The organism is Corynebacterium sp. HMSC075F02 (assembly GCF_001838335.1).
GTDB classification, from domain to species: Bacteria; Actinomycetota; Actinomycetes; order Mycobacteriales; family Mycobacteriaceae; genus Corynebacterium; species Corynebacterium jeikeium_D.
Genome location: NZ_KV836314.1, coordinates 247,363 through 260,755, shown reverse-complemented (window position 1 = coordinate 260,755; position 13,393 = coordinate 247,363). Strand labels below are relative to the sequence as shown.

11 protein-coding genes are annotated in these 13,393 nt (G+C 58.5%); 1 reads left to right on the top strand and 10 read right to left on the bottom strand.

Annotated features, from left to right (window positions below):
- Nucleotides 1-168 precede the first annotated feature (168 nt).
- The 4 genes from HMPREF2920_RS08785 to HMPREF2920_RS08770 form a co-directional block, all read right to left on the bottom strand.
- Nucleotides 169-1,125: an aldose 1-epimerase family protein gene (locus tag HMPREF2920_RS08785; RefSeq protein ID WP_049189431.1), complete on the bottom strand. Its 957-nt coding sequence runs from the start codon at nucleotides 1,123-1,125 to the stop codon at nucleotides 169-171.
- A 157-nt stretch (nucleotides 1,126-1,282) separates the two neighbouring features.
- Entirely contained in the window at nucleotides 1,283-3,550 is a 2,268-nt protein-coding gene (locus tag HMPREF2920_RS08780) for a polyribonucleotide nucleotidyltransferase (RefSeq protein ID WP_070854149.1), read from the bottom strand.
- A gap of 507 nt (nucleotides 3,551-4,057) precedes the next feature.
- Nucleotides 4,058-4,327, bottom strand: a complete 270-nt coding sequence (gene rpsO, locus HMPREF2920_RS08775; RefSeq protein WP_016422594.1) for a 30S ribosomal protein S15 — start codon at nucleotides 4,325-4,327, stop codon at nucleotides 4,058-4,060.
- A 141-nt stretch (nucleotides 4,328-4,468) separates the two neighbouring features.
- Nucleotides 4,469-5,464 carry a bifunctional riboflavin kinase/FAD synthetase gene (locus tag HMPREF2920_RS08770; RefSeq protein WP_042388641.1) on the bottom strand — a complete coding sequence of 332 codons (996 nt, stop codon included), beginning with the start codon at nucleotides 5,462-5,464 and terminating at the stop codon, nucleotides 4,469-4,471.
- A 64-nt stretch (nucleotides 5,465-5,528) separates the two neighbouring features.
- Between HMPREF2920_RS08770 and truB the strand changes: the two genes are divergently transcribed.
- Nucleotides 5,529-6,515 (top strand): tRNA pseudouridine(55) synthase TruB, encoded by a 987-nt coding sequence (gene truB / locus HMPREF2920_RS08765; RefSeq protein ID WP_016422592.1) that lies wholly within the window; start codon nucleotides 5,529-5,531, stop codon nucleotides 6,513-6,515.
- A 16-nt stretch (nucleotides 6,516-6,531) separates the two neighbouring features.
- Here the strand turns inward: truB and HMPREF2920_RS08760 are convergent, their stop codons facing one another.
- The 6 genes from HMPREF2920_RS08760 to infB form a co-directional block, all read right to left on the bottom strand.
- Nucleotides 6,532-7,245, bottom strand: a complete 714-nt coding sequence (locus HMPREF2920_RS08760; protein WP_049170823.1) for a 4'-phosphopantetheinyl transferase family protein — start codon at nucleotides 7,243-7,245, stop codon at nucleotides 6,532-6,534.
- Entirely contained in the window at nucleotides 7,224-8,600 is a 1,377-nt protein-coding gene (locus HMPREF2920_RS08755) for an MATE family efflux transporter (RefSeq protein WP_080969546.1), read from the bottom strand. Before HMPREF2920_RS08755 ends, HMPREF2920_RS08760 begins: the two co-directional genes overlap by 22 nt.
- A gap of 4 nt (nucleotides 8,601-8,604) precedes the next feature.
- On the bottom strand, nucleotides 8,605-9,666 hold the full coding sequence (locus tag HMPREF2920_RS08750) for a DHH family phosphoesterase (RefSeq protein WP_049170820.1): 1,062 nt from the start codon (nucleotides 9,664-9,666) through the stop codon (nucleotides 8,605-8,607).
- Nucleotides 9,667-9,708: 42 nt separating this feature from the next.
- Nucleotides 9,709-10,140: a 30S ribosome-binding factor RbfA gene (rbfA, locus tag HMPREF2920_RS08745; protein ID WP_016422588.1), complete on the bottom strand. Its 432-nt coding sequence runs from the start codon at nucleotides 10,138-10,140 to the stop codon at nucleotides 9,709-9,711.
- 361 nt (nucleotides 10,141-10,501) lie between these two features.
- Nucleotides 10,502-11,230 (bottom strand): hypothetical protein, encoded by a 729-nt coding sequence (locus HMPREF2920_RS08740; RefSeq protein WP_070854148.1) that lies wholly within the window; start codon nucleotides 11,228-11,230, stop codon nucleotides 10,502-10,504.
- Nucleotides 11,231-11,250: 20 nt separating this feature from the next.
- A partial coding sequence (gene infB / locus HMPREF2920_RS08735; protein WP_246821110.1) for a translation initiation factor IF-2 occupies nucleotides 11,251-13,393 on the bottom strand: 2,143 nt, incomplete at its 5' end.

The window sequence follows — 13,393 nt, the reverse complement described above, 5'->3', positions numbered from 1 at the left end:
CTCGACCTACCCCGAAGTGTGGGGCCAGATAGCCACTATCCGGAACAAAAGGAAGACCTATTCTTTTACATTCGTCCCCAAGTGTATTTTCCATTCTTAATTCCAGGTGAATTAATTAAGAAGGTTTTAACCCGATTGAGGGGGCTGCACTCTTCTGCGCTGGGAAAACTATTTTCCGCCCGTTTCCGCGCGCAGTCCCATGGCAAGAGTTGTTGTCTCTCCAGCCTGAACTCGCAGCAAACCGGTACCGGAGCGTAGCGCATCCGGCGGACATGTCATTGGCTCCACCGCAATCGCATTCCCGTGCCCAGGAAATCCTTCTCGTCGTCCGGCGTCCGCAACATAGACCTGGAAAAACCTGAATTCATCATCGGCCCAGAGCACAGCACCCTTGCCATTTGGCCCAACCAAATGCGCTTCACGACGGCGCGGCGAGTCACTCCCCGCTGTCTCCTCGGCAGCAAAGAAGCAGTGATCCAGCCACAGTCCATCCAGGGATACTCCCTCTCGAAGGCTGGGAACCACCGTCTCGGCTGGCACCGCTGGGCCGGCGGGCAAGTTTCGAATTGGCTCCAGTGGCAGGTTTTTATCAACGGGCAACCGCAGTGTGCAACTGCCGAAGTCAGCGCCCAACGCGCTTAAATAGGGATGCCAGCCCAGACCAAACGGGCACTCCCTATCGCTGCGATTATGCACTGTGAACTCCGCCGATAGGCCATCTGAGGCTGTGACTTGCCAACGCACGGTCAGACCGAGTTCCCAAGGCCAGCCCGGCTGCGGCTCAACTTCCACGCCCAAGGTGACGCTGCTGTCATCAGAATCGACCACAGACCAAACGCGATCTGCAACAAACCCGTGAATAGCATTCGCCCGGGACGGCTCCGAAATATCTAGCCGATGTACTTCCCCATCAAAGATGAATACTCCGTCAGCGACCCTGTTCGGCCACGGAGCCAGGAGCGTACCTGCGGACAACGGTGGATTGAACCCTTTGGGATAGTCAGTCAGCAGTGGCAGGCCACAGTACTCCAGTGATCTCGGACCACCACCGAACAGGGAAATACTTGCGACATAGTCACCGGCCGCAATGTCAATGAATTCATGATCGTGCGCGACAAGTTGCATGCGCAAATCACCTTCCACGTGGGTTCGAAAATTAATCCGTTCGAAACCCGAGATTAACCCAAAACAAAAGCGCGGTTAGGTCAATTTGTGACCTAACCGCGCCATCGCTACACGCGTTGTCGGAGGCTACCTACAGCGCATCCTCCGTCGCCAAGCATTAGTTGTCTTCGACCGGAACCAGCGAGATCTTGCCGCGGTTGTCGATATCAGCGATTTCGACCTGAATCTTGTCGCCGACGTTGATGACATCCTCGACCTTCTCGATGCGCTTGTCGCCACCGAGCTTGGAGATGTGGATCAGACCGTCACGGCCCGGAGTCAGGGAGACGAAAGCACCGAAAGCGACAGTCTTCACGACAGTGCCCAGGTAGCGTTCGCCGACCTTCGGCAGCTGCGGGTTAGCAATGGCATTAATCTGCTCGATTGCAGCGTCCGCGGCCTTACCGGAAGTTGCCGAGACAAATACGGTGCCGTCGTCCTCGATAGAGATATCAGCACCGGTTTCCTCGGTGATACCGTTGATGGTCTTGCCCTTCGGACCGATGAGCTCACCGATCTTCGAAGCCGGAACCTTAACGGTGGTGATCTTCGGAGCGAGACCACTCATCTCGTCCGGAGACTCGATGACCTCAGCCATGGTGGACAGGATGGCCAGACGTGCATCACGAGCCTGGGACAGAGCATCGGCCAGAACCTTCGACGGAATACCGTCGAGCTTGGTGTCCAGCTGCAGTGCGGTAATGAAGTCCGCAGTACCAGCGACCTTGAAGTCCATGTCACCGAATGCGTCTTCGGCACCGAGAATATCGGTCAGTGCGACGAAGCGGTTCTCACCGTCAACCTCGCCGGAAACCAGGCCCATGGCGATGCCGGCAACCGGAGCCTTCAGCGGCACACCGGCGTTGTACAGCGACAGAGTCGAAGCACAGACCGAGCCCATGGAGGTCGAACCATTGGATCCAAGAGCCTCGGAGACCTGGCGAATGGTGTACGGGAATTCCTCGCGGGACGGCACGACCGGCAGCAGAGCGCGCTCAGCCAGTGCCCCGTGACCAATCTCGCGGCGCTTCGGAGAGCCAACACGACCGGTCTCGCCGGTGGAGTACGGCGGGAAGTTGTAGTGGTGGATGTAGCGCTTGGAGGTAACAGGAGTCAGCGAGTCAATCTGCTGCTCCATCTTCAGCATGTCCAAAGTGGTGACACCCAGAATCTGGGTCTCGCCGCGCTCAAACAGCGAAGAGCCGTGGGCACGCGGAATCAGACCGACCTCAACGCCCAAGTCACGAATGTCGGTGACACCGCGACCATCGATGCGGAAGCCCTCAGCCAGAATCTTCTCACGGACAATCTGCTTCATCACTGCGTTGTATGCAGCGCGAATCTGCTTAGATGCAGCTTGCTCGTCGACATCATCGGATACGAAGCGCTCCAGCAGCTGCCCCTCGACGTCCTCCATGTACTCATTGGTGGCGTCATCTCGTTCCTGCTTACCCGGAATGGTGAGCAGCTTGGCCAGCTTCTTAGCGGACTTCTTCTCGACTGCGTTAAAAATCTCATCGCTGTATGCCGGGAACAGCGGGAACTCCTGCGTTTCCTTCGCTGCGCGCTCAGCCAGACCCTTCTGTGCCTCACACAGAACCTTGATGTGCGGCTTTGCTGCCTCGAGGCCAGCGGCGACGATGTCCTCGGTCGGCGCCGGTGCACCGTCAGCAATACGCTTGACGACGGTCTCCCCTGCTCCGGCCTCCACCATCATGATGGCGACATCTTCGACGTTCTTGCCGCGACGCTTGCGGGTGACGATACGGCCAGCGACGACCATCTCGAACAGAGCCTGCTCGTGCTGCTCCTCGGTCGGGAAAGCGACCCATGCACCCTCTGGGTGCTTGTCATCAGCAACAAGCGCGATGCGGACGCCACCGACAGCGCCGGAGACCGGCAGCCCGGAAAGCTGAGTTGCAGCTGACGCGCCGTTGATTGCGACAACGTCGTAACGGTCCTTCGGATCCCAGGACATGACGGTGACAACAACCTGTACCTCGTTGCGCAGGCCCTTGACGAAGGTCGGACGCAGCGGACGGTCAATCAGACGACATGCCAGGATGGCATCGGTAGACGGGCGGCCCTCACGGCGGAAGAACGAACCCGGAATCTTGCCCGCAGCGTACATACGCTCTTCAACGTCGACGGTCAGCGGGAAGAAATCAAAGCCCTCGCGGGGCTGGTTGGAAGCGGTGACGGTGGACAGGAGCATGGTCTCCTCGTCCAAGTAGGTGGTCACCGAACCATCGGCCTGACGAGCCAGCTGGCCCGTTTCAAAGCGAATGGTGCGGGTGCCGAAATCACCATTGTCGATGGTGGCAACGGCCTCGGTAATACCGAAATCCTCATCAAAGAAAAATTCAACAGCCTTGCTGTTGGCCATAGGTTTCTTACTCCTAGAAATAGCGGCGATCATCGATGTCGCCTGTAAAAGATCGAATGAACTTCGTTTGCGTCACGCATTCTACCAGCTAACGCGGAAAGTTCTCGTATTGGACGGATCGGAGATCTCTCACTGCATCTGGGTTCTTGCACCTACGCGGGGTTCTAGGAGTTTGCGGGGCGGGGGGCACTTATCGATGACTTTTCTTGACTCATCGATGGTTTACCGTGTCTTATCGACGAATTACCGTGTCTTATCGATGGTGCCCCGGCACTTATGCGCACGCTTTCGATCAGCCCCTCCACCTGTCGATGAGGTATTCACTTGTGGCCACGCTACAGCGCATCGATGAGTGAATACCACAACGACAAGTGATCAAAAAAAGACCCGCCGTGAGCTTCCATCCAATGGAAACCCAAACGGCGAGTCTAAAAAGCTTAAAAGCCTTGAATTAACAGAGCAACTTACACCAATGAAGCTCTGACAAACAGGACCTTAAGGAGAACCTTAGCGACGCAGACCCAGGCGCTCGATCAGCTTACGGTAGCGCTCAACGTCGTTGTCCTGCAGGTACTGCAGCAGGCCCTTGCGGCGACCGACCAGCAGCAGCAGACCACGACGGGAGTGGTGATCGTGCTTGTGGAACTTCAGGTGCTCGGTCAGCTGACGAATACGTGCGGTCAGCAGTGCAACCTGAGCCTCCGGGGAACCGGTGTCGGTCTCGTGCAGGCCGAACTCCTTGAGAATCTCAGCCTTTTCTGCAGTGTTCAAAGCCATGTAAATCTAACTCCTTGAATCAAATTATGGTCGTTTTTTCAGTCCACATTCTCGGCTTTCCCGGAACCAAACAGCGTCTGGCAACTGGTTCCTCGCAACTGCTTGTGGACCGCAGTCACAGCCGACGTTTTACTTTAACAGCTAATCGGTCTTAGCCAAAATGGCTTCGGTGTCTGCCACGTCCTGGTTCATCCGGTCAATGAGCTCCTCGACCGAGTCGAACTTCTCCATGCCGCGAATCCGGTCGACAAACTCAACCTGCCCAGCGGTGCCGTAGAGGTCCGCATGACGGTCAATCACGTAGGCCTCGACCGTTCGATCAGTGTCTCCAAAGGTCACATTAGTGCCCACCGACACGGCCGCTGGGTAGCGCACCCCAAACTCGATATCGCCCTTCGGGTCCGGCTCCGGGCGGGCTGCCGTCGGCTGAACCGTGAACCATGCCGCGTAGACACCATCAGCCGGGATTGCCAGGCCCTCAGCGAAGTCAATATTGGCGGTCGGAAAGCCCAGCTGCGCTCCTCCACGCCCCTGACCTGGAAGAACATCACCATCGACACGGTAGAAGTACCCGAGACACGAGGCGGCTGCGGACACCGCACCGTCGGCAAGCAAACCGCGAATACGTGTCGACGAAACACGTTCGGTCGAGTCCGCGGCAGTGACGTCGAGAAGGTCGACGATGGTGACGTCGACCCCACACTTACAGCCGTGCTCCGGCATAGTCTCGGCGGTACCTGCGGCCTTCTGCCCATAGGTGAAGTTCTGGCCAACGAAGACGGCCTGTGCATTCAGCTTGTCGCGGACAACGGTGCGTACAAAGTCTTCTGCGGGGATGCTGGAGAAGTTCTTGTCGAAAGGCACGACAAGCATGGCATCGATTCCCTCCGCTTCTGCCAGCTCGGCGCGACGGGACACGGTGGACAGTGCCGGCGGCACCTTATCCGGGGCAAACAGCGCTACGGGATTGGGATCGAAAGTCATCAACAGCGACTTCACGCCACGAGCGCGAGCGTCACTGACCGCAGCAGCTATCAGGCGCTTATGCCCAAGATGAATACCATCGAACACTCCGATGGTTACGACCGTGTCCCCCAGGTCTTCGGGTGCATTGTCCAAGCCATACCAAATCTCCACAAAGAGCCAGTGTAACTGGTCACCGTTTAACACACCGCATATAGCGCAACATAGGATTGCGTCTATGACCGACTTCGATCCGATTGCAGACTCCGGCATTGTTATCGTCGACAAGCCCCAAGGCTGGACAAGCCACGATGTAGTGGGCAAACTCCGTCGCATCTTCCGCACCAAGAAGGTCGGCCACTCCGGTACCCTCGACCCAATGGCCACCGGTGTGCTCGTCCTCGGCATCGGCCGCGGCACCCGTTTCCTGCCACATGTCCACGCCGACACGAAGTCCTACCAAGCCACCATTCGACTCGGCGCTGCCACGCTTACCGACGACGCCGAAGGCGAGTTGCTCTCCGAATCCTCGGCGGCATCGGTGACTGATGAAATGGTTCGAGCGGAAATTGCGAAGTTCACCGGCACAATCATGCAAAAACCCGCGGCGGTATCAGCGGTGAAGATTGACGGTGTCCGCGCCTACGAGCGCATCCGCCGTGGTGAGAAGGTCGATATCCCTGCGCGCCCAGTGACGATCACCCGCTATGAGGTTCTGGACATCCGCCACGACTCCGATCCTTCGCGCCCCGGGGAGTGCATCGATATCGACGTGGAGGTCGACTGCTCTGCCGGCACTTTCATCCGCGCCCTAGCTCGTGACTTGGGGGATGCACTGAGAGTCGGTGGTCATCTCACTGCTCTGCGGCGTACTGCCGCCGGCGTTTTCACTATTGATGAGGCGTTGACTATCGACGAGCTCACGGCGAAGGCCGAGCAGTTCGACACCGCCCATCCAGAAATTGCGGAGATGCGACGCCCAGTCCCGGAGCGCGCCGCTTCCTTGCTGCCGATGAGTCTGGACGAGGCCTGCCTGCGTTGCTTTGATACCCGCGAAATTACTGAACAGCAGGCGGCTGATTTGGCTCAGGGCAAGTGGCTGGAGCCGATCGGAAAACCTGGAGTCTATGCGGCGGTGTCACCAACGGGAAAGGTTCCGGCGCTGCTCACAGAATCTGGCAAACGGGCTAAGACGGTCTTCGTGGTGCGCCCGGCCACGCTGTGACTACCTCTCAAGGATTTTAAGACTGCTCGAGCCACACCGCGGTTGCAACGATGCCTGCACCGCGAGCCCAGAAGCCTTTTACTCCGCAGAAGGCGTCGGGAATCTCACGGTGAAACGTTAGCTGTAAAGGTCCGCCTGTGAGTCCTCGGGAAAAACCTCGCGCTGCTATCCGTTTCTTTCGCAGTTGGACGGAGACTTCGTCGAAGTCTAGCCACTGCCCGACTATCGGCTCCCAGAGTTTGTACATTGATTCCTTGGCGCTAAATTGCACCAGCGGGTCAAGGCGTGCTTCGTCAGTGCGCAAGACTGCCTCGATGATTCCTAACTCTAGAGTCTGCTCGACCTCGACATCGATGCCAATCCCCTGCAGCTGTTCAGCGCTCGCGGACACGGCTGCCACGGCCCCGTCGCAATGGCTAATTGACCCCACGACTCCTCGCGGCCACAGCGGCGCTCCGGTGGTCGACATGCCAATCCCATGTGGGGCAGGCTCTCCTAGCCGTTGCACCGCCTCATGCGCAGCGAGGCGCCCTCGGGTGAAATCACGGATTCGAACAGGTGCTGCACTATCAGACAGCCTCAACTCAGCGCTACGGAGCTGCTGCAATTCCGCATCACTAAACGGACGCTCGGCATTGGAGTCAATAACTAGCCGGCTACCGGCGGGCAAATGCCTGGCCAGATACTCCTGGACGTCGGCAAGCACACTCATGCGCTGATGCCGTACCATTTCTCTCCACGGAAACGGGTAGCGACAAAGATTAGTCGCAGAATCATGAAGGCCAAGAGACCGCACCACACGCCGGTCAGCCCCCAGCCAAATGCCTGCGCCAGCCAGACCGGTGGGAGGAATCCGCACAGGACCGCGCTAACGGTGGCGTTACGGAGGAAGGCTGCGTCGCCGGCGCCGAGCAACACGCCATCGAGCGCGAAGACGACACCGCCGATAGGAATCATTGCGACAAGAATCCACCATGGTCCGGCGGTGACTGCGTCAATCACGCCTGTTGCGTCGGTAAAAATGCGGACGATGCTGGCATTACCTACTGCGAAAACAGCCGCTAGGCCGAGGGCAATGACGCTTGACCAGACCGTCACGCGCTTGCCAGTCCAGCGGGCAACGGCCGTGGAGCTACCGCCCAACGCTGCACCGACGAGCGTCTGTGCAGCAATCGCTAGCGAGTCGAGCACCAACGAAATCAGGTTCCACAGTTGCAGCATGACCTGGTGCCCACCGAGCGTGGTCGGCCCAACGCGGCCAGCAACCGCTGCGGCGGAGAGGAACGCTACCTGGAAGGACAAGGAGCGAACGATGAGATCGCGGCCGAGGACCAGCTGGCTTTTGATAATGGCGCCATTCGGGCGCATGGAAAGCTTGCGGCTAGAGCACTCTTTGAAAAGACTGCGGAGGAACAGTCCGCCGGTAATCAATTCGCCGAAGAGAACGGCCAGCGCAGAGCCCTCGAGGCCGAAGGCGCGGACCAGCGGCACAATCACAATGGCGGCCGGAACAAGGCCTGAGAGCACAAATAGCAGCGGCGCGCGGGTGTTTTGGATACCGCGCAACCAACCATTTCCAGCCTGCGCAATCAACGTCAGCGGAATGGCGAAGGCAGCAACTCGCAACCACTGCCCGGCATCATGAGCGACCTCCGGATGAGGAGCTAACCAACCGGTAAATACTGGTGCCAACCCCACGATGATGGCAAAGAGGCTAAGGCCCACAAAGATGGCGACCCACGTCGCTTGCAATCCCTCTTCAACCGCCTCGTCCACGTTGCCCCTGCCAAAGGCTCGCGCTGATCGGGCGGTCGTGCCGTAAGCCAAGAAAGTGAGCTGCGTAGTTACCACGGAAAATACCGTCGAACCAGCGGCAAGCGCCGCAAGCTGGACAGCTCCAAGCCGACCAATGACAGCCGTATCCAGCAGCACATAGAGTGCGGGCGCGGCAAGAACACCCAACGCTGGCAGCGCCAGCGAAACGATTGCGCGAAGGCTGACATCTGACTTCGCACTGTGCCCGGTTCGCTCTATGCCAGTTTGCTCAATCTCAGTGCGCTCCTGAGTTTCTCGCGAGTCCGACAATCCCCTAGGCCTCGCTCGTGCCTCGGCGTGCCTGGGCTGCGACATCGCTGGTGTCCAGGATGGCCTGCAGCAGCTCATCCTTGCTGCACTCCCGAGTCAGACCGGCGGCACGCTCGTGGCCACCGCCGCCAATTTCCAGGGCGACCTGGGAGACATCGACAAGCTCGCGAGAACGCAGCGAGACGGCCCACTGGTTTGGCTCATACTCCTTAAGCACGGCACAGACGTCGGCCGCATTAGTCGTACGCACAATGTCCACGACCGATTCAATCTCATCGTGGCCAACTTCGGCGGTCTGGTCGTGCTCAATGACGACGTGGATTAGGCCAGCGCCGTCGCCCCACTCGGGCACCAATGTCGCGGTGGAAAGCACCTTGCCCAGGAATGGAAGGTAGGCAAACGGATGTTCTTCCAGCAGCTGTGCACCAATCGTGCGCGGATTGAGCCCCTTATCCAGCAGGCGCGCCGCTGCAGTGTGCATGCGGGAATGGCCGAACTGGAACGATGCGGTGTCCGTCAACAGCCCTGCATAGAGAGCATGAGCCATCGGCGTGGTCAGCTTGATACCCCAGACACCAAAGAAGTCCAGGAGCACCATGGTCGAGGACTCTGCGCGTTCGTCAACCATGTTGACGGACCCAAAGCGAGTGTTGGTCGCGTGATGGTCAACATTGATAACGCGGTCGGAGGCCATCACGCGATCTTCCAGCGCACCGAGGCGCCCCGGGCTTGCGCAGTCGACAGTCACCCACGTGTCAATGTCTTCATCCAAGTCCGTGTACTCGACAAATCGCTCCCATCCGGGGATGGTCAACAGCGACTTGGCTGGCAAATCGCTCTCACCGTAGCTGGCTACAGCCGAAATGCCACGCTGTACAAGTGCCATGACCATCGCAGATGCAGCACCAATCGCATCCGCATCGGGGTGAACATGGGCAATGACGCCGACCTTCTTGGCGTCGGCAAGCATATCCTGCATCTGCTGAATCGGCTTGGACATGCGGCGATTAATCGCCTGGGAAAGCTGGTGAGCTGCCTGCTCCTGAGCCTGCGGAGAAGTGGTCACGTGGGTGCCCCTTTCATCGATAGATGTGGCCGGTGGAGAGTTTTACTCCTCGTCGCGGTATGGGTTGGCATCGCCTGCGGGCTTTGCGTTTCTAGCCTGCTCAGCCAATTCCGCGTCGCGCGCGCGAGTCTTATCGAGCAGCTCCTCAAGGTGCGCGGAAATCTCCGGCACCGTGTCAACCTCAAAAGCCAGCGTCGGTGTGTAGCGCACACCGGTGCCACGACCGACCAGGGAACGTAGCTGCCCCTTCGCCTTTTCCAGCGCTGCTGCTGCCGACTCGTAGTCCGGTTCCTCGTCGAGCGTACGTCCGCGCACAGTGTAGAAAACTGTGGCGTCGTGCAAATCGCCGGTGACGCGGCAGTCGGTGATAGTCACAAACTCCAGCCGCCGGTCCTTAATCTCACGCTCAATTGCGCTGGCGACAATCTCCTGAATACGCTTGGACAGCCTGCGCGCGCGTGCTGGATCTGCCATTTTTGGCTACTCCCTATCTATCTCTACCTGTGCGTAACGATTCGTAGCTAGACCCCATTTAGCGTGGGGCCTGAAGTGCCCCTTCGCTGACAAAGACCCATTTGGGATCCGGCAAAACGGTTCAATACAAAGGACTGCTAATACTAACACGCAAAACACTACTCAACTTCGAACCGCATGTTTCGCGACTTCGCCCGCACCCGTTTACCGAGTGCAGTCAATTGCTTCGCCGCACGCTCGCCCTTTGTTATTAACCCATTAATCATCACGACAACACTGCCACCACCATCGATGTCATCGACGGCATGGGGAGTCGCTACTACGGAATTGCGCAGCTGAAACGCAGCCTACCCGTACGCTCTTAACGGCGCTCCACGAAGTTGTACATCGGTAACCCATTAACATGGGAGCAGTCAGGCAGTGAATCCATCACACTATCCTGCAATGGTGTTTCTCCCTCGATGCCGAAAATCCATTTAACCGCAGCATTACCTAGCTCCAGCGGATGGAAAAGGTAACTTACCTCACTATTTTTATCCTTGGGCGCCACACTGCCATGGGTTTGTTCCCATTCAGCCACATCCGTCGGATGTAGTACCTCGACGTGTTCACCGTTAGCGAACGGTACCTCAAAATCCAACAGTCGTCCAGAGCTGAAAAACCGCTGCATGTCAAAATCATAGTCTTCGCAGCTTGCTTCTAATTCCCTGGTAGGAGTCTTATAGTGGCAGAAATCGACAACACTATTGATGCACAGTGACCAACTTTCGCGAGGATCGTTCGCCAACGCTGGGTCCTCAATAAGGTCGTATACGTCGTCGGTCCCGAAAAGCAGCGTTGGCCCAAACGCTACCGCGTGGAAGTACCAATTATGACCATCCTCAATGGTTTCTTCGGAATCAAAGGCGAATTTCCCTGGCCAAATCTTGTCCAATTGCGCAAGAGTCTCCTCTGCGCTCGCAGGAGGATAATTCAAAATATTCGTTCGCGGCAGTTCATCTGAGAGTGCAAAGAGATTAGTTTTGAAGCCCATAACGAACACGATACGCAAAAAGGCGCTCCCCGAAGGGAGCGCCTTATCAAAGTTCACGCAGTGTTTAGCTTACGTTGCTACGTGCGCGGAACCTCGACCATCTCGTAGACCTCGATAACGTCGTCCACCTGGATGTCCGGGTAAGACAGCACCATACCGCACTCGTAACCGGCTGCGACCTCGGTAGCATCGTCCTTCTCTCGCTTCAGCGACTCGATAGTCGCCGAATCCGTAATGACGTTGCCGTCACGAACCAGGCGAGCCTTCGCGTTGCGGCGGACCTTGCCGGACTCGACCATACAGCCGGCGATGAGGCCAACTGCGGAGGACTTGAAGATGGCGCGAATCTCTGCACGACCAATCTCCTTCTCCTCGTAGACCGGCTTGAGCATGCCCTTCAGAGCAGCCTCAACATCCTCGATAGCACGGTAAATCACCGTGTAGTAGCGGATGTCAACGCCCTCAGCGTTGGCAACCTCTGTGGCCTTACCCTCGGAGCGAACGTTGAAGCCGATGATGACGGCGTCAGACGCAGCAGCCAGCGTGACGTTGGTCTGAGTAACAGCACCGACACCACGGTCGATGATGTTCAGTGCGACCTCGTCGTCGACCTCGATCTTGAGCAGGGCTTCTTCCAGTGCCTCGACGGTACCGGCGTTGTCGCCCTTCAGGATCAGGTTGAGGGTGTTGGTCTCCTTCAGGATCTCGTCCAGGTTCTCCAGGGAGACGCGCTTGCGACGACGTGCTTGCAGCGCATTACGACGACGTGCGTCGCGGCGGTCTGCAATCTGGCGGGCCGTACGATCCTCGTCAACAACCAGGAGGTTGTCACCAGCACCCGGTACGGAGGTCAGGCCGAGCACCTGAACCGGACGGGAAGGACCGGCCTCATCGACGTCGTTGCCGTACTCATCGACCATGCGGCGAACACGACCATATGCGTCACCGACAACGATGGAATCACCGACGCGCAACGTACCGCGCTGAACGATAACGGTTGCCACCGGACCACGGCCACGGTCAAGGTGAGCCTCAATGGCGACACCCTGAGCGTCCATATCCGGATTGGCGCGCAGATCCAGCGAAGCATCGGCAGTCAACAGCACTGCTTCGAGAAGCTGATCGATGTTGAGACCTTGCTTAGCGGAGATATCGACGAACATAGTGTCGCCGCCCCACTCTTCGTCAGTGAGACCGTATTCAGTCAGCTGACCACGAATTTTCTGCGGATCTGCAGTTTCTTTATCAATCTTGTTGACTGCAACGACAATCGGCACATCAGCGGCCTTGGCGTGGTTAATAGCCTCAACCGTCTGCGGCATGACGCCGTCATCAGCTGCAACAACCAGAATCGCGATATCGGTCGACTTGGCACCACGAGCACGCATGGCGGTAAACGCCTCGTGACCCGGGGTATCCAAGAAGGTAACCTTGCGCTTCTCACCGTCGAGCTCCACCGGCACCTGGTAGGCACCGATGTGCTGGGTAATACCACCGGACTCGTGGCCACCGACGTTGGCCTTACGAATCGTGTCCAACAGGCGCGTCTTACCGTGGTCGACGTGACCCATCACAGTTACCACTGGCGGGCGCTGCTCCAGGTCCTCATCGTCGCCCTCGTCCTCACCGAACTGGAGGTCGAAGGACTCGAGGAGCTCGCGGTCCTCATCCTCAGGCGAGACGACCTGGACCTTGTAATCCATCTCGTCGCCGAGCAGCTGCAGGGTCTCGTCGGAGACCGATGCAGTTGCCGTCACCATTTCGCCGAGGTTGAACAACGCCTGGACCAGCGATGCTGCATCGGCGTTAATCTTCTCAGCGAAGTCAGACAGGGATGCACCACGTGCGAGGCGAATGGTCGTGCCCTTACCGTTGGGCAGCTTAACGCCGCCTACCACGGATGGTGCCTGCATTGCCTCGTACTCGTTGCGCTTCTGACGCTTCGACTTACGTCCGCGACGCGGGGCGCCTCCTGGTCGCCCGAATGCACCTGCAGTTCCACCGCGACGTCCGCCGCGACCACCGCGCGGTCCGCCACCCGGGCCACCCGGGCCGCGACCACGGCCGCCGAAGCCACCGCCACCGCCACCGCGGCTTGCCTTTGCAGGCATCTGCCCCGGGTTCGGGTGCGAAGGCATCATTGCCGGAGTCGGACGATTGCCGCTCGGCTTATTACCGCGGCCCTGTCCACCCTGCGGGCGAGGGCCACCCTGGCGTGCT